The organism is Sphingobium sp. B2, from assembly GCF_007693735.1.
Classification (GTDB): domain Bacteria; phylum Pseudomonadota; class Alphaproteobacteria; order Sphingomonadales; family Sphingomonadaceae; genus Sphingobium; species Sphingobium xenophagum.
Map to the genome: position 1 here is coordinate 100,580 of NZ_VDBZ01000004.1, position 15,022 is coordinate 115,601.

The following is a 15,022-nucleotide window of genomic DNA, read 5'->3' on the forward strand; positions in this document are numbered from 1 at the left end:
ACGAAAGCATCACACCGCTCGGAGATGCTGTCCCTGGGCGGGCGACCCTGCCCTTGCCACCTTGAGAAGGTCGCCATAGCTGGTCTCCGGTAATCCCATTGCGTCACTGGCATGTTTGAGATTGGCGTGGGTGGTGACGATCTTTTCGCGCGTTTCTGCAACAAGCAGCATGGCCGAGGCGGAGCTTTGAATGGCGTCCTGACCGATCATGGCCGAGAGGCGGGCATCCAGCCGCGCGAGAGGCAATGCCGCGTTGAGTTCGGCGATACGCGCAGCTGCGATGTCGATGGCCTCTTCGGCAGCGAACAAACGCTCGGCAACATGTTTGGCGACGGATTGGCGTTGAGCACGCATGGTTTCTCCTTCCCGCCCATCAGGGCAGGCTATGGTGATGGATTTGAGGATTTGCCGCTCTATTTTGCCACGAGGTCGTTGAGTACCAACAGGAGGGATATTCCAGCCCCTACGGCAAAGAGCATCATGGGAGTGAGGATCGCGAAGGCGATCAGGGTGGAGGGTCCATTCAGGTCATTGCGTTGCCTCCCGGCTACGCGGAGTGGCACAATGTCGAGCAAGGAGGAGGGCTGTTTGCGAACGCCATATGGGCGTTGTCCTTCTGCGAACAGATCCTTGAGTTCCTCGTGTGTCGGCCGTGCGTCCGCCTTGGTTTCGATGGACGCATTTGACTCGCAATTGGCGCCGCCGGGAATAGTCATTGGATAGGGGGGTATAATCTGCCCCCCCTTGCCAGCCTCCCAATCCACGAAAAGCTGGGCTGCTTTCCATCGCGACACGTTCCCAAGTATCTGCCGGGTTTCGAGAATATGATTGTTCACTGTATGAGGGGACAGATTCAGGACCCGCCCGATCTCTTTGGACGATAGGCCTTTGGCGGCTTCTCGCAGGCAGTCGCCCTTGCGCGTGCTGAGCCGTTCAAGCCGGTCCGAATAGTCTTCCTCGTTCAAGGGCGTGTCCCTTCGCCAGTTCATGGCAACCGGAAGCGGCGTCCTCTCCAACCATATCATTCGAGTTTATTTTGCCGTCAGTATCCGGTTGCAGCCATTCTGTTTCAAACAAAAACCTTTCGAAAACATAATCGTTCTGCATCCGGTTTAACAGATTGTTTTGCAAGCAATCCAAACCGGTCACGCTACGACAGCGACGCCAGAGGATCATAGCTAGAGATAGGCTTGGCGCTTCACCAACCTCTCCCATGGTCGCCGGACACAAGACGGTCGGCCGGGCGCTGCTCTGCAGCGATCGAGCCTCGCGAAGGAGGGAGGGGGCAAGGCGAGCGGAAGAACCCAGAGGGATCCAGTTGCCATGCAATACTTAGAAGTCCGTGCTCTTCTGCAAGACATCAAAACATATCTTGTGACCGGAGGCTGGCCGCCATCACGCCGTCGGCGTCGCGCGCATCTGTTGCGGCGTCTCGATGCCATTGCAGCGCTATTGGACGCGGGGGCGCATCCAGCAGTCGCAGTCGCCATGACCAGACTGGAAGGCGCGCCGGTCCTGCGCATCGACGCAGAAGAGGCCTATATCGAGGAGACGCCTGAAGGCGTGTGGGTCAGTGGATGGATATGGGTGGAGCAGCAAGCCTTGGCGTCCTGCGATGCCATGCGAATGATGAAGTTGCGCAACGCGATTGCGGATTTGCCGCAGCAAACGCGCGCCGTTTTCCTTGCCCATTGCGTCGAGGGTTCTGCCTACCCGGCGATAGCCCGCAGGCTGAGTCTCGAAGTTGCTGAGGTCCAGCGCGAACTGGCGTCGGCGCTTTTGATACTTTCGCAGGCCCTCGACGAAACATGAAGGATAATTCGCCAGGGCGGCTGACAACGATGAAATCTCTTGAACTGGAATTTCAGGGCGAAGCCCTTTGCCGAAAGCTAGGCGGAACATGGCAGAAAGATCGCGGTCTATGCCTGTGTCCGGCCCATGATGACCATAATCCCAGCCTGTCGATCCGTGTTGGCAGAAGCGCGCTGCTGTTCAAATGCTTTGCCGGTTGCGACACGAGAGACGTTCTGCGAGCAATCCGGCATTTACGCCTGCCTTTTGCGGACCGGCACATTTCCGATTTGTCGCGCAACGTGCCCTCGCCTCGCGCGGGTGCAGGGCCAGCCCTACGCATATGGAACGCATCCGCATCCCTCGTGGGCACGCCTGCGCAAAGCTACCTGTCTGGGCGCCTGCTCACGCCGCCCTGGCATGATCTGCGCTATAATCTACGCACGCCGCTGGGACGAGGCAGCCGCGCGCTGTTCCGGCCCGCCATGATAGCAGCCGTGCGGGAGAGACGACGGCTCGTCGCCATTCACCGCACCTTCCTTGATCCCGCAACCGCCACCAAAGCAAAGGATCTTGCCGATCCCCGCATGATGCTCGGACGTCCGGGGCGCGGCGCGGTACAACTCATGCCTCCCGGCCCTGTGCTCGGCCTGGCCGAAGGCATCGAGACCGCGCTGGCGGCAATGCAACTGCACAAGATCCCGGTATGGGCGATCCTCGGGACAGAACGGGCCGGACATATCGTGCTACCCGACAGTCTCGAACGCCTCGTTCTGCTGTTCGACCGGGATGAGGCTGGATGGAAAGCCAACAAAAATGCGCGCCTCGCCTATGAGCGTCCTGGCCTTGAGATCATCAGCGCATGGCCGCCGCCGCCCAATAATGATTGGGCGGATGTGCTGGAAGGGCAGTCACGCGCTGCCTGATTACCATGATGCGGCTCCGCTGCCCTGCACCTGTCGGCAACAGGGCAGCGATTTCGATCAGCCGTTCAGGCGATCCTTGATCGCCTTGGCGGGCGTGAACGTCAGCTTCTTGGACGCCTTGATGGCGATAGTTTCGCCGGTTGCCGGATTGCGGCCCTCGCGCGCCGCTGTGTCCTTCACCTTGAACTTGCCGAAGCCGTTCAGCGAAATTTCGTCGCCTTTGGCCGCCGCGTCGGCAATGACCCCAAACAGGGCGTCGACGAGTTTGCGTGCTTCAGCCTTGGTCAGTCCATGATCGGCGCTGAGCGCTTCAGCCAGCTCGGAATTGTTCATAAAACGTCCTCCTGAAATTATGCAGCTGCCGTGTCTAGCGGCACGGCGCCGTGCCGTCACGCCCCAAACCGGTGCAAACGAAAGGAGAGGGGGAAGGAAGCGAATGCGCGGTTCGATGTGCGGGCCGCAGCTTTTGCGGAGTTTGTTGCATGACCAAGCCATCCATCCTCGTCCCGGCAACCCATCTCACCAAGTCGCCCGTCAATGTGCGCAAGCGGACCGATCCGCGCGCCGACGCTGAACTCGAAGCCAGCATCGCCGGACATGGACTTATCCAGAATCTCGTCGGCGTGCCGGTCTCCCGTAAAAAAGGTCATTATCGCATCACTGCCGGTGGCCGCCGCCTTGATGCGATCCATCGCCTGATCGAGAAGGGAAGGTTGCCTGCCGACTATGAAGTGCCCGTCCTTGTCCTTGCCAAAGCGAAGGACGGCCGCGAAATCAGCCTTGCTGAAAATTACGACCGGCTGCAGATGTCGCCTGCCGAAGATTGCCTCGCATTTCGCGATCTGATCGAGGTCGAGGGCCGCAGCACGGCGGAGATCGCCAAGCGCTTCGGCATCGAGGAACGTTTTGTTGTCGGGCGCCTGCGTCTCGCGAACCTCGCTCAGCCGATCTTCGATGCGCTCGAGGCTGACGAAATCACGCTCGATGTAGCCAAGGCCTATGCAACGACCGCCGACACCGCCCGTCAGACCGCGATCTGGGCGTCGTTGCGAGGCAGCTACTCCCGCGACAATGTGAATGAAATCCGGCGGGCCCTCAATGGCTACAGCTATCGCGCAACCGATCCCAAGGCCCTGCTGGTCGGGCGGGATTCCTATACCGCGGCAGGCGGCCGTGTAGAGGACGCGGACCTGTTCTCCACTGCAGCCGACGAGCGCTGGATCGACACCCATATTCTCGATGATCTGGCGGAGACGAAACTTGCCGCGCAGGCCGAGGCACTGCGTGAGCGCGAAGGCCTGGGGGAAGTGCGCATCGTCACCGGCGCGCGAATCCCCTATATGGAAACTTATGCGCTGCAACCGCTGACCGGCGTCGCCGAACCGCTCACGCAGGCGCAGGAAGCGCGTAAACGGGAGATTGAGGAGGAGATTGCCGAAATCGAACTGCTCGCCGAAAACGAGGCCTATGAGCCGGAAGAGGATGAGGAACAGCGCTATGCTGCCCTCCAGGCGGAACTCACGGCGATCATTGAGGGCGAGGTTGTGATCGATCCTGAGCAGAAAGCGACGGCTCTGGGCTATGTGGTGCTCGGCCAAGACGGCACGCCGCAAATCCATCATCAACTCTATATCGCGCCAGTGTCTGACGAGGAGAGCGGCGAGGCCGATGATGACGGGGAGGAGGGTGACGATAATGCCAGCGTTGAAACGCAGGAGAACGATACCGCCAATGACGCTCGCCCGGTGATGAGCCAGCGCCTTCGCGAAATGCTGGCGATGATGAAGACGGAGCTTCTGGCGGTCCACGTCGCCAGTGATCCCGCGTTCGCGTTAGATCTGGGCACCTTCATCATGGTCGATCGTGAATCCTGCCTGGCGTCCTTCGACATGCCGAGCGATCTGCGGGCCTCGGTGCCTTCCCGTCTCTTGCCCGACTTCAAGCCGGAAACGGCGGCGGCGGGTGAATGGACGAAGCTCGACGAGGCACTCGATCGGAGCTGGCTCCACCACCAGGCCGTTCCAGATCGTTATCATGCCTTCTGTGCGCTGCCCGACGATGCACGTGCGGCCTGGCTCGGATGGGCGATCGCGCGCACGCTTCATGCCGTTCCTGCCGGACGACGCGAGGCAGGCTTTCTCGATCATCTGGGGCGCAAGCTCGGGATCGATGTCGCGGCCTGGTGGCGGCCGACGGCGCTCACCTATTTCGACAAGCTGACCAAGCCAGGCATCCTCGCCTTGTTCGAGGAGATTGGCGGACTGGAACTCCGCATGCGTTATTCCGGGTCGAAGAAGCACGATCTGGCCGCGTCGGCCGAGCGGTTGTTCTGTGGCGATGTCATCATCGAGCCCGAAATCCAGGAACGGGCGCTCGCTTGGCTACCGGATGAAATGCGGTTCGCCGCGCCGGAAAACTGGGCCGCGCCGCCCTCGTCGGACCATGGCGGGAACGACCTTGCGGACCGAGTGAACGAGGAAGGCGACAGCGAAGGTGACGAAAGCTTCGCGCAAGCCGCCTGAATGCGACCCCGGGGGTCGGGAATTCATTCCCGCCCCCCGGGCTTGCGCCTTGAATTGGACTATTCAATGGTCTAAAATAAAAAACGATCGCCATAGTCAGGGATGACCATCTATGCATATTTCCGTATCTGACGCGAAAGGCCAACTCACCGACCTCGTTCGACGCGCGGAAGCAGGGGACGAAATCATCCTGACCCGTCATGGCCATGCTGCAGTCCGTCTTGTACCCGTCAAAATGCCTTCCGATCGGGCCAGCCGCCGCGCATTGCTGGAAGAGGTGCGCATGGCCGCCAAGGCTACGGCCGGCCCGGATGCGGCGCATAGTCAGGATTTCCTTTATGGCGATGAGGGCATGCCCGGATGATCGCGGTCGATACGTCGGCGATCATGGCAATATTGTTGAATGAACCGGAAGCAGAAACCTGTATCGCCGCTCTTGAACGCGAAGATGACGCGATAGTGATGTCATCAGGGACACTGGCCGAGACCTTGATTGTCGCCGGACGCCGTAACGTGGGCCCAGAGGCGCGTCGCCTCATTGAGGGGCTCGGCATCGAGATCGTGCTAGTGAATGCCGCTTCTGCCAAACGCGTCGCAGACGCTTATGCCCAATGGGGCAAGGGCGTTCATCCTGCTGGTCTTAATTTTGGGGACTGCTTCGCCTATGAGATCGCGAAGGAGCGGAACTGCCCGCTGCTGTTCATCGGAGACGACTTTAGCCGGACAGATGTCGATCGCCCGTTGCCTTCAGCGAATTGAGGCAGGCTGCTCGCCGTTTGCAAGGGCAGAGAACCGTCGAACTGACGGCCAAGCTGTCCCCTTCTCTGTTTGCGATCATTTAATTCAGACCGCAGCATTTCTTATACTTGGCGCCTGACCCGCAGCGGCATGGATCGTTACGCCCCGTCTTTTCGCGCTTGATGGTGACCGGTCGGTAGGGGTCATTTTCAATCCGCCACTGGTGCAGCATCTCAACCCAAGTCGGGATCAGGTCAGGTGCTTCCCGATCCCATTGGTCTTCCGCAGTGAGAGTCAGCTTCTTCGTCCCATCGGCAAACGCGCGAAGTTCGCGGATACCCTCGATCGCGGCGCGGCAACCGGGTTCCTCGTCATTGAGGACACGCTGCCAGCCCGAAGGGGCAAGATCCATCGCCTGTCCAAAGCCCTCGATCCACAACTCCCACAATGTCTCGTCCGACCGTGTGTCGATCTCCAGCACCGGTTCGAAGCTGCCCGGCTGACCTAGGCAGGCCAGGATGACATGATAATGGTGCATGACGAGGTCTGTGAAATGCTGAAGTCCGCCCACGTTGCCGAAATTCAGCATGCCCGTGCCATCTTCGCCGACCCAGATCATCTTCAGCCATTGGCTGGGTGCAAGCAGATCGGGGCTGACGAGGATTCCGGTGAGGAAGCCGTCCAGCTGCGACAGCAGCATGCAATCCTCGCCCTGATCAAGCAGGAGCCGATCAAGTTCGCCGAGATAGTCGAATGGAATAGCCATGCTCTTCCATAGCCTCGAGCCAATCCCCCGTCACCGGGTCTGATCTATCCTTCATGCACAGTCAGGGGCCGGAATGAAGGAGAGCGGGAAAGGGAGAGCCGGATTGTCCCATTTTCGCATGAGGTGCCCATGACCTTGCCCCAACTCGCTTTGTCGCAAACCCACGACGCGCCCGAACGCCTGTTCGAGGTTGCCCAGTCCCTTGCCCACCGCCTGCGCAATGGCGGCATCGTCAATCGCCAGTCCCTCAAGCGCATGATGACCCAGGCGTTCGGCGAAGATGATGCCGGCGGTGCATGGTCGATGCGCGATGCATATGATGCGCTGGAAACCGCGCAGGTCTTGCACCTCGCCGATCCGCAATGCGCGCTTCTGGCAGGAACACCTGCCGACATCTTCAAACGACTGCGGCAATTTGAGCGCGGATTGCCCACACAGACCTACCGCTCGGAAAAGCAGGTCGAGCTCCAGCAGTTCAGCACGCCCCTCAGCATCGCCTGGCTCGCAGCCATGGCGGCACGCTGTCGCTCTGACGATATCCTGCTCGAACCCTCGGCCAGCACCGGCATGCTGGCAGTCCATGGCGCACGCGCAGGCGCGCGGCTGCTGCTCAATAAGCATGATCCCGCCCGCGCCGACCTGCTGTCGCGAAGCTTGGGCGAGATCGTGACGGGCCATGATGCCGAACATATTCAAGATATGCTGACCACCGAGCAGATTCCCACGCTGGTGCTGATCAATCCTCCCTTCAGTCGGAGCGTTGGCCGCGGGATCGATCGCCATGCCGGCGCGCGCCACCTGCGCGGCGCGCTTGCATCTCTCGCACAAGGCGGGCGATGCGTCGCCATCATGCCGACAAGCTTCTCGCCAGAAGGTTCGGCCGCGCTTGGCTACAATGTAGTCGCGGAGCTTGTGCCGCCCCGCATCGAAATCGCCATATCGGGTAGCCCCTACGCCAAACATGGAACGGGGATCGATGTGCGTCTGCTGATCTTCGACAAGGGATGGATCGGCGCGCCGGAGCGGCACGTCGCCTGCAACATCGAGGCAGCACTGGACCTTGTCCTCGCCATCCCTGATCGGCTGGATCCCCTGCAGCCTCCACCTCTCCTTCCTCCGCCAGCCGTTGGTCTTTTGCCTTCCCGACCAGCCACTAATGTTGCGCGAGGAAGCCTCTTTGCGCATATGAGCGGGCAAAGGCTTGCGCCGCCGTCGCGCGTTGCAGCGGTGGCAAAGGACGCGCGGCCAATCACATATGTGGTTCGGGAGGAGCCGCTTACTCCCGGCGAGACCGTGGGCATCTATTCTGCCTGGCGGCCCGCACGGATCTCCATCGATGGTGCCTCCAGGCATCCCGATGTTCTTGTCGAATCCATTGCCATGGCCTCGGTGTCCCTGCCGGTGCCGCGCTATCAACCTCTGCTCCAGGACCGCGCGGCCAAGGCACTGTCTGAGGCGCAGCTTGAAACCGTCATTTATGCCGGGGAAGCGCATACGCGCGATCTTGTCGGCCGCTTTTCATCTAACCTCGCCGGCGATCGCCTGATCGAGGACAGGGATGGCAAAGCCTATCGGACCGGCTTTTTCATCGCTGACGGTACTGGTGTGGGCAAGGGTCGCGAGGCGGCGGGCATCATCCTTGATCAATGGAACCGGGCCAATCGCCGCGCGATCTGGATTTCCATGGCCGACCTCATCGAGGACGCCCGCCGCGACTGGACGGCGCTGGGCGGGCTTGCCATCGATATTCAGCCGATTTCAAACTTTCCCCTGGGTACGTCGATCACGATGGAAAGCGGCATTATCTTCCTCACTTACGCCGCCTTGCGCTCCGCGCGCCACGATACAGCCTCCCGCCTGCAACAACTACTGGACTGGACTGGCGAGGATTTCGTCGGCGTGATCGTCTTCGACGAGTCTCATGCGATGGCGCACGCAGGCGGGACTGAGACGGATTTTGGCAAAGCGCAAGGCTCGGAACAGGGGCTTGCCGGCGTTCGATTGCAAAATGCGCTTCCGCGCGCTCGCATTCTCTACATGTCCGCGACCGGCGCGGCCAGGCCGGACAATCTCTCCTATGCTGTTCGCCTGGGGCTCTGGGGACCGGGCACTGCCTTTGCCACGCGCGACATGTTCATGAAGGCGATGGAAGAGGGGGGGATCGCAGCCCTTGAGGTCGTTTGCCGCGATCTCAAAGCGATGGGTCTCTACACCGCCCGGGCGTTGAGCTTTGCGGGCGTCGAATATGAGCCGTTGGAACATGCGCTGACGCCAGATCAGATTTCGATCTACGATGCTTATGCCGATAGCTGGAGCATTATTCATCGCGGATTGCGCGATGTGCTGGCCGAGATCGGCATAGTCGATAGAATGTCGGGCAAGACCCAGAACGCCCGGGCGCGGGGATCAGCCCTCAGCGCCTTTGAATCCGCGAAATTGCGCTTCTTTTCCAGTCTCCTGGTCAGCATGAAAATGCCCTCGCTCATCAACGCGATCGAGCAGGAGCTGGCGTCGGACAATGTAGTGCTGGTACAACTCGCCAGCACGGGCGAGGCTATCATGGATCGGCGTCTCTCCGAACTCTCCGTCCAGGAACTGGCGATGATGGATATTCAGGTTTCGCCAAAGGAGACGTTGATTGACTATTTGAAGAATGGCTTTCCCGTGCGCCAGATGCGGGTCTTTCGTGCCGACGATGGCGCGATGTGCGCCGAACCAATGGCCGATGCGCACGGCAATCCGGTGCTTTGTCGGCAGGCGATAGTCGCACGTGACGAACTGATCGAGGAACTATGTGCGCTGCCCGCGATCCCGACCGCGCTCGATGCACTTATCGCGCATTTCGGGACCGACCGCGTCGCCGAGATTACGGGGCGCTCGCGGCGTATCGTGACCGACACCACCGGGCGACAAAAGGTCGAGAGGCGCAGCGCGCGCGCCAATCTGTTCGAGGTTCAGGCCTTTCAGGATGGCCGCAAACCCATCGCCGCCTTTTCCCTGGCCGGGAGTACCGGACGATCCATGCATTCCGATCGGAACTGTGCCAGCGCGCACAGGCGCCGCGCGCATTTTCTGCTGGAACTTGGGTTCCGCATCCTCTCGGCGGTACAGGGCTTTGGTCGTAGCCATCGGACGAACCAGCTGACGCCGCCCGTCTATCGCCCGCTCACCACCGATTGCCGGGGGGCGCGGCGCTTCCTCAGCACCATCATCCGCGGTCTGGAAGCGTTGGGCGCGTTGACCAGAGGGCAACGCCAGACCGGATCGCAAAACCTGTTCGATCCTTCCGACAATCTGGAATCCGACTATGCCCACGATGCGCTCGTTCAATGGTTCCATCTCCTCTATGAGGGCAAACTCCGCAGCGTCTCGCTCGCTGATTTCCAGGAGATGACGGGCCTTGAGCTTTGCGACGAAGGCGGGGAACTTCTGGAACGTCTGCCGCCCATTCATCGCTGGCTCAACCGCATATTGGCACTGCGGATCGCAACGCAGAACAGCATATTCGAGGAGTTTCTAGGGTTGGTCGAGGACCGCGTCGAAGCGGCGCGCGCTGCCGGCACGCTTGACCTGGGTATTGAAACCATCCGCGCCGAGAAAGTGGTTCTGCTTTCCGACCGTCTGCTGCGCACCGATCCTGTAATCGGCGCCGAGACACGGCTTTTGCGTCTGGAACTGCACCGGCGGCCACCGGTTACCAACTGGGCTGCGTTGCAGCTTATTTGCAAGAACACGGACAATATTGCCTGGCTCCGCAATGCCCGGTCCGGCCGGGTCGCACTGTGCATGCCGACATGGCCGGGACAGGACGACGATGGCAAATGGATCGAACGCTGCTATCTCATTCGTCCCAGCGGTCAGCTCCGCATGGATAGAGCGGCCCTAAAAGCCAGCCATTGGAGCGAGATCGAACCCGATGCTTTCCAGGTCTTTTGGGAGGGGGAAGTGGGTGAAGCGACGAAAAATCTCTTGGTCGAAACGATCACGTTGGCCACCGGGCTGCTGCTGCCCGTATGGCACAAATTGCCGGAAGATGACGTGCGCGTCTGGCGGATCGACGATGGCGCTGGCGGTTCAATCCTGGGGCGCATCATCCATCCAGCAGCCGTCGAACGGATCCAAAGGGAGTTCGGCCTCGATGGCGCGACAGCTCTTGGTCCCGACGAAATCATCGATGGTGCGCGTTCGGTGGGCGGAGTATCGATCCCAGGTCTTGGTCCGGCCAGACTTGCCCGGGTTCATGTCAACGACAGTGCGCGCCTCGAAATACGAGACTATCGACCCGAGGATCGGACCTGGTTGAAGGCTTGCGGAGCATTCAGTGAGATCGTCGCTTTCAAGACCAGGATTTTCCTGCCTCCTGACCGTGCGTGCGACATCCTTGCCAGGATTATGGCAGAGCGGAGCTAGTCTTCGCCGCGGTGCGCCCCATCGCGCGACCGATGACGCTCGCAAGGTCAGCGTTCAGACGAGATATGGGTTTGGATAAACCCATATCTCGTCGGTGACCATTATTCCGTAGATGTCGGTGCTGGAACAGGCGCTTTCTTCTGCTTTACACCGGATACCCGCCGCCCTGCACCTTTCGGCTTCGTGGATGCCGCAGCTGTTGGCGTTGCGGTCTTTACAACTGCCCTTTTCCCATTGGCTGGCTTGGCAGGTTTGGCCTTTGCGGGCTCTGCTACTGCGGGTTCCAAAGGCTCCTTCACGGATGCTGTCGGGGCCTTCGCAGTTCGCGGTGTGGTTTGTACGCCCAGTTTCTTTCTGGCAGGCTTTATTGCCGCGGCCTCCGCTTGTGCGGGCACATTCGCAGGTTCAGGCTTTGGCTCGGGCGCAACGATTTCGGCTTGATCGCTGGGTTTGGCAGCGGCTGCCTTACCACGGGCGCGCTTTGGCTTTGCTTCCGTTGTACTTACCGGCGCGACTTCGACAACCGGTGTCGCTTCGAGAACTGGTGCCGCCTCTACCACGGGTGATGCTTCCACTACCGGAACTGCATCCTGTGCTTTCGCGCCAACCCGCCGTCCAAGGCCGAGCTTTTGCGCGACGGTGCGCCGCTGTTCCGAATAAGCAGGGGCAACCAGGGGATAATCCCTGGGAAGATTATAGCGCTCGCGATATTCGGCGGGTGTCAGCCCGTTGACCGCCAGATGCCGCTTGAGGGTCTTGTACGGTTTTCCATCGAGCATACTGATGATGTGTTCGCGTGAGCCAAGGCTCTTGCGGATCGATACAGCAGGAACATGCTCGGGTGCCGCTGGCACTTCCACATCGGCCTTCCGTTCGAGCGCGCCGCGGGTCGCTTCGATGATGCCGGCGATGTCGCCGGCCGGGACCTGATTGTTGGAAAAATAGGCGCTCAGTAACTGCACCGTCATTGCGGTAAAATCAGGCTGCTCGGTATCGGCCACGAAAGGACTCCTGGTTGAGAAACGAATGGAGGATGCCGGTTATCGCCGGACTGGAACTGCGCTGTAGCTAAGCGGGAATCTGCAGCTCATGCAAGACGGGAATGAGTGACGGTCATACGGTCCGGTAAAGGGGAGGGGGTGAGGATGGAGAGACCGACTGGAGTTCAGTAACTATGAAAGGCATGTCATGGCCGACCGTGTATCCGCGCATATCATGATAGGGGGTGTGCTTCCCCGTTCGCAATACCCCGTTCTCGTTCAGTCGATCGGCAACGACAATGCGGCTGTCGACTGGGACGGAACGCCCTTCGATCCCGCCTATCTTCCTGTAAATTATCCTCTCACCTTAATGGATCACGAAGTGGCCAATGGATGCTTCGGGAGAATCGAAGAAAGCTGTCGATGTCTTGGCCTTCATTATGTCCGATGGTCGGGCGGATATGCGGAAAGCTTCCCCTCCGTGCGCGCCGTTTACAGGGGCCATGGCGAACCGCGACACTATCTGACGACTGAAGATGACCAGCAGCTCTTCTCGATCGAACGCATTCGGGAATTGGGAGGCATCGTGGCAGTCGAAAATGACTACCAGCTTGCACGCCAGAACCCGCCGCCGCTGGTGCTCATCGATGAAGAACCGATCGATGAAGCAATGATGGAGCCGGTCCATGGCTGACCATTATGTTCAAGCGTCCTTCGCGTTCATCTGCACGGCCGGTGACGGCGCGCTGATCGAGGAGGCGTGGCAGCACGCGTCCGACCTGTTGGGTGATTTTGCCCCGGGGGAACCGAGCGCTGAATTCCTCGCCGCCTTCATGCCGACCGATCTCGCCAATCCGTTCAACGGCCTCCTTGAGATTTTCGATGATCCGGACTTCCCGCATTTCGGGGCCGAGATCGAGATCGCGGGAGCAGCCGAGTGCATCGTCGCCATTTATGGCACGACCGACTTCCAGCCAGGTCCGATTGCAGAACTCATCCGGCGCTGTTGCCAGGAGAGCTTGCAGGCCGCGCCTGTCGGGTTCGACTGGAGCTATGGCTGTTCGCGCCCACGTCGCGACAGTTTTGGTGGAGGGTGGTGCGCGATATTTGCCGATCATGTCGAATTTGCCAGCACCCAGGAAGAGCTGGCGCGCCGTTTGGTCCGATCTGCAGTGGCCCCACCAGTGGAACCGCCTGATCCACGGATCGACTATCCACAATATCCCCCCGGGCGATTGTCAGGCCGAGGTCGCCAATGGCGACACGCGTCTTGGCTATCTCGACTAGGCTCTTGCCCGAACTGAAGCAGACCACAGCGTGCCTCCCTCAATGGAAGTGCCGCCGGCCTGACGCACTCGCCCCTCCAAATCTGATCGAACCATAAGGATGACATCATGACCGACGCTAACGCGCCGGGCGCGTCCGCGCGCCTCTATAGCCAGACCGACCATGACGAACGCGGCAATTTCCATTATGAAGGCGATCTCTACCGCGCCGGCGAAGCGTTGCCATCGCTCGCCTCCCGGATCGATCGCCATCTCGCCCAGCATTTGACTGGCACCAGCTTTGCGATCCGCACCGAGACATTTGCGGGCGGACGCAAGGTCATCGCGGAAATCCTCGATACACCTGACGACCTCACCAGCCGTGAAGCGCAGGACGCCTTCATCGTCGAGGTGCGCGATCAGATGGAACGGTTCGGGTTCACGCGGACCAATCCGTTGCAGGATTTCTGGTCATGCAGTTTCTACGGTGAGGTCCGCATCGGCCAGGCCTATTGGGCGGCATTGGCAAAACGTCAGGGTATCCGCAATCCCGTCGATACGGTCCTATCACTGGCGGCGTTCAAGAAGCGCGTAAAAGCAGGTGATCGGCTGAAGCTTCTGGACGCGCCGTCTGGTCATCGACTTCTTGGAACGACCCGCGACATCACCAAAGTGCGCTCGGGCGACCTGATCCTCGAAGGTCGTTCCTACCTGTCCTTTCCCAGGGCCTCCGCCTTCGCCTGCGACGGCCGCCTGATCCGGATCGCCATCGGCTCGCAATATGGTCCTGACGAACATCTTCTCTACGAATGGCTAAGGGCTTCCTGAGCGCCATTTCCTATGGTGATCGCGCTCGCCGAGGCCATGCGCGATATCGGGCAAATTATCAGCGGCACCTTCATGTGACAGCGAGCGATACGATCCGCGGGCGATCCACATGGCCTATATCCAGTTCTCATTGCTTCATATTCCAGCACATCTCATGGTCGGAAACTCCCTATCGGGTGAGATGCAGGACAATTGGTTCACCCCGGCGCATATATTGGGGGGATGGACCGCTCGGCTCGCCCTTCGTCGGCATCGCGAACCTCTGGCTGATACCGCCCAACGCGCGACCACCGTCACCGCCGCGACATCACCATCGCAAGGCGCCGTTTCGCCATCGCACGAACCAGGGGGATCGCAGCGATCCATGCCGCGACAGTTGAGCCTCTTCTGACATTCTCACGCCTGACATCATAGGAGATTGGCATGTCCCGACATGTCCATATCGACGCCCTGGGCCGGATGACGTCCGGCACGGCAATCATAACATTGGCCATCTGCGGACCGCGCGGCGGATTACGCGCCGTCGAGGATATTTCGATCGATGAAGCCGAGAAACTGGTGACGCAACTTCAGGCTGCGGTCGCTCATGCTCGAGCCGGGGCCGCCATCGCTCCAGTCGATCGCTTCATGCAGGACGTCATCGACCGGCTCGCCGATCAGGGGCTCGCGCTCGATCCTTCCTTCCGTACATGGTGTGCCGACAATCATGGCCTGCTCAGTCCTCGGCAGGCCGCTGAACGCTGGTGCTGCTGGCATGTTGCCTGACCGATCCTGGCGGTCGCGAGCATGGTCGGTT

Annotated in this window: 15 protein-coding genes; 10 read left to right on the forward strand and 5 right to left on the reverse strand. The window is 60.3% G+C overall.

Going from position 1 to position 15,022, the window contains the following annotated elements; genetic code table 11:
• Positions 1-9: 9 nt before the first annotated feature.
• Positions 10-354, reverse strand: coding sequence for a hypothetical protein (locus FE851_RS21345; RefSeq protein WP_019052721.1), 345 nt, complete (start codon positions 352-354; stop codon positions 10-12).
• Between the two features lie 59 nt (positions 355-413).
• A complete protein-coding gene (locus tag FE851_RS21350; RefSeq protein WP_157410142.1) occupies positions 414-965 on the reverse strand; it encodes a helix-turn-helix domain-containing protein in 552 nt (183 codons plus the stop codon).
• A gap of 487 nt (positions 966-1,452) precedes the next feature.
• Here FE851_RS21350 and FE851_RS21355 point away from each other — a divergent pair, with 487 nt between their 5' ends.
• On the forward strand, positions 1,453-1,812 hold the full coding sequence (locus FE851_RS21355) for a sigma factor-like helix-turn-helix DNA-binding protein (protein ID WP_186378958.1): 360 nt from the start codon (positions 1,453-1,455) through the stop codon (positions 1,810-1,812).
• A 29-nt stretch (positions 1,813-1,841) separates the two neighbouring features.
• Positions 1,842-2,717 carry a toprim domain-containing protein gene (locus FE851_RS21360; RefSeq protein ID WP_145206707.1) on the forward strand — a complete coding sequence of 292 codons (876 nt, stop codon included), beginning with the start codon at positions 1,842-1,844 and terminating at the stop codon, positions 2,715-2,717.
• Positions 2,718-2,774: 57 nt separating this feature from the next.
• Here FE851_RS21360 and FE851_RS21365 read toward each other — a convergent pair whose 3' ends face one another.
• Positions 2,775-3,050: an HU family DNA-binding protein gene (locus tag FE851_RS21365; RefSeq protein WP_145206708.1), complete on the reverse strand. Its 276-nt coding sequence runs from the start codon at positions 3,048-3,050 to the stop codon at positions 2,775-2,777.
• 149 nt (positions 3,051-3,199) lie between these two features.
• Here FE851_RS21365 and FE851_RS21370 point away from each other — a divergent pair, with 149 nt between their 5' ends.
• The 3 genes from FE851_RS21370 to FE851_RS21380 all read left to right on the forward strand — a co-directional run bounded on the left by FE851_RS21370 (position 3,200) and on the right by FE851_RS21380 (position 5,998).
• Complete coding sequence (locus tag FE851_RS21370; protein WP_145206709.1) at positions 3,200-5,239, forward strand: ParB/RepB/Spo0J family partition protein; 2,040 nt, start codon at positions 3,200-3,202, stop codon at positions 5,237-5,239.
• Between the two features lie 112 nt (positions 5,240-5,351).
• Entirely contained in the window at positions 5,352-5,603 is a 252-nt protein-coding gene (locus tag FE851_RS21375; protein ID WP_145206710.1) for a type II toxin-antitoxin system Phd/YefM family antitoxin, read from the forward strand.
• Positions 5,600-5,998 carry a type II toxin-antitoxin system VapC family toxin gene (locus FE851_RS21380; RefSeq protein ID WP_145206711.1) on the forward strand — a complete coding sequence of 133 codons (399 nt, stop codon included), beginning with the start codon at positions 5,600-5,602 and terminating at the stop codon, positions 5,996-5,998. The genes FE851_RS21375 and FE851_RS21380 overlap by 4 nt, the downstream gene beginning before the upstream one ends.
• A 79-nt stretch (positions 5,999-6,077) precedes the next feature.
• Here the strand turns inward: FE851_RS21380 and FE851_RS21385 are convergent, their stop codons facing one another.
• On the reverse strand, positions 6,078-6,743 hold the full coding sequence (locus tag FE851_RS21385; protein ID WP_145206712.1) for a UPF0149 family protein: 666 nt from the start codon (positions 6,741-6,743) through the stop codon (positions 6,078-6,080).
• A 129-nt stretch (positions 6,744-6,872) separates the two neighbouring features.
• Between FE851_RS21385 and FE851_RS21390 the strand changes: the two genes are divergently transcribed.
• A complete protein-coding gene (locus FE851_RS21390; protein WP_145206713.1) occupies positions 6,873-11,153 on the forward strand; it encodes a strawberry notch family protein in 4,281 nt (1,426 codons plus the stop codon).
• Between the two features lie 101 nt (positions 11,154-11,254).
• Here FE851_RS21390 and FE851_RS21395 read toward each other — a convergent pair whose 3' ends face one another.
• On the reverse strand, positions 11,255-12,154 hold the full coding sequence (locus FE851_RS21395; RefSeq protein ID WP_145206714.1) for a MucR family transcriptional regulator: 900 nt from the start codon (positions 12,152-12,154) through the stop codon (positions 11,255-11,257).
• 187 nt (positions 12,155-12,341) lie between these two features.
• Between FE851_RS21395 and FE851_RS21400 the strand changes: the two genes are divergently transcribed.
• The 4 genes from FE851_RS21400 to FE851_RS21420 all read left to right on the forward strand — a co-directional run bounded on the left by FE851_RS21400 (position 12,342) and on the right by FE851_RS21420 (position 14,991).
• Entirely contained in the window at positions 12,342-12,827 is a 486-nt protein-coding gene (locus FE851_RS21400; protein ID WP_145206715.1) for a hypothetical protein, read from the forward strand.
• Positions 12,820-13,437, forward strand: a complete 618-nt coding sequence (locus FE851_RS21405; protein WP_261371148.1) for a hypothetical protein — start codon at positions 12,820-12,822, stop codon at positions 13,435-13,437. Before FE851_RS21400 ends, FE851_RS21405 begins: the two co-directional genes overlap by 8 nt.
• A gap of 90 nt (positions 13,438-13,527) precedes the next feature.
• Positions 13,528-14,226 carry a hypothetical protein gene (locus tag FE851_RS21410; RefSeq protein ID WP_145206716.1) on the forward strand — a complete coding sequence of 233 codons (699 nt, stop codon included), beginning with the start codon at positions 13,528-13,530 and terminating at the stop codon, positions 14,224-14,226.
• A 423-nt stretch (positions 14,227-14,649) separates the two neighbouring features.
• Positions 14,650-14,991, forward strand: coding sequence for a hypothetical protein (locus tag FE851_RS21420; RefSeq protein ID WP_145206717.1), 342 nt, complete (start codon positions 14,650-14,652; stop codon positions 14,989-14,991).
• The last annotated feature ends 31 nt before the right edge of the window (positions 14,992-15,022 follow it).

What these genes read in the sequence shown, in the direction of transcription:
- FE851_RS21345 (WP_019052721.1), bottom strand. Translation starts at nt 354, where the DNA reads ATGCGTGCTCAACGCCAATCCGTCGCCAAACATGTTGCCGAGCGTTTG.
- FE851_RS21360 (WP_145206707.1), top strand. Translation starts at nt 1,842, where the DNA reads ATGAAATCTCTTGAACTGGAATTTCAGGGCGAAGCCCTTTGCCGAAAG.
- FE851_RS21365 (WP_145206708.1), bottom strand. Translation starts at nt 3,050, where the DNA reads ATGAACAATTCCGAGCTGGCTGAAGCGCTCAGCGCCGATCATGGACTG.
- FE851_RS21370 (WP_145206709.1), top strand. Translation starts at nt 3,200, where the DNA reads ATGACCAAGCCATCCATCCTCGTCCCGGCAACCCATCTCACCAAGTCG.
- FE851_RS21375 (WP_145206710.1), top strand. Translation starts at nt 5,352, where the DNA reads ATGCATATTTCCGTATCTGACGCGAAAGGCCAACTCACCGACCTCGTT.
- FE851_RS21380 (WP_145206711.1), top strand. Translation starts at nt 5,600, where the DNA reads ATGATCGCGGTCGATACGTCGGCGATCATGGCAATATTGTTGAATGAA.
- FE851_RS21385 (WP_145206712.1), bottom strand. Translation starts at nt 6,743, where the DNA reads ATGGCTATTCCATTCGACTATCTCGGCGAACTTGATCGGCTCCTGCTT.
- FE851_RS21390 (WP_145206713.1), top strand. Translation starts at nt 6,873, where the DNA reads ATGACCTTGCCCCAACTCGCTTTGTCGCAAACCCACGACGCGCCCGAA.
- FE851_RS21400 (WP_145206715.1), top strand. Translation starts at nt 12,342, where the DNA reads ATGGCCGACCGTGTATCCGCGCATATCATGATAGGGGGTGTGCTTCCC.
- FE851_RS21405 (WP_261371148.1), top strand. Translation starts at nt 12,820, where the DNA reads ATGGCTGACCATTATGTTCAAGCGTCCTTCGCGTTCATCTGCACGGCC.
- FE851_RS21410 (WP_145206716.1), top strand. Translation starts at nt 13,528, where the DNA reads ATGACCGACGCTAACGCGCCGGGCGCGTCCGCGCGCCTCTATAGCCAG.
- FE851_RS21420 (WP_145206717.1), top strand. Translation starts at nt 14,650, where the DNA reads ATGTCCCGACATGTCCATATCGACGCCCTGGGCCGGATGACGTCCGGC.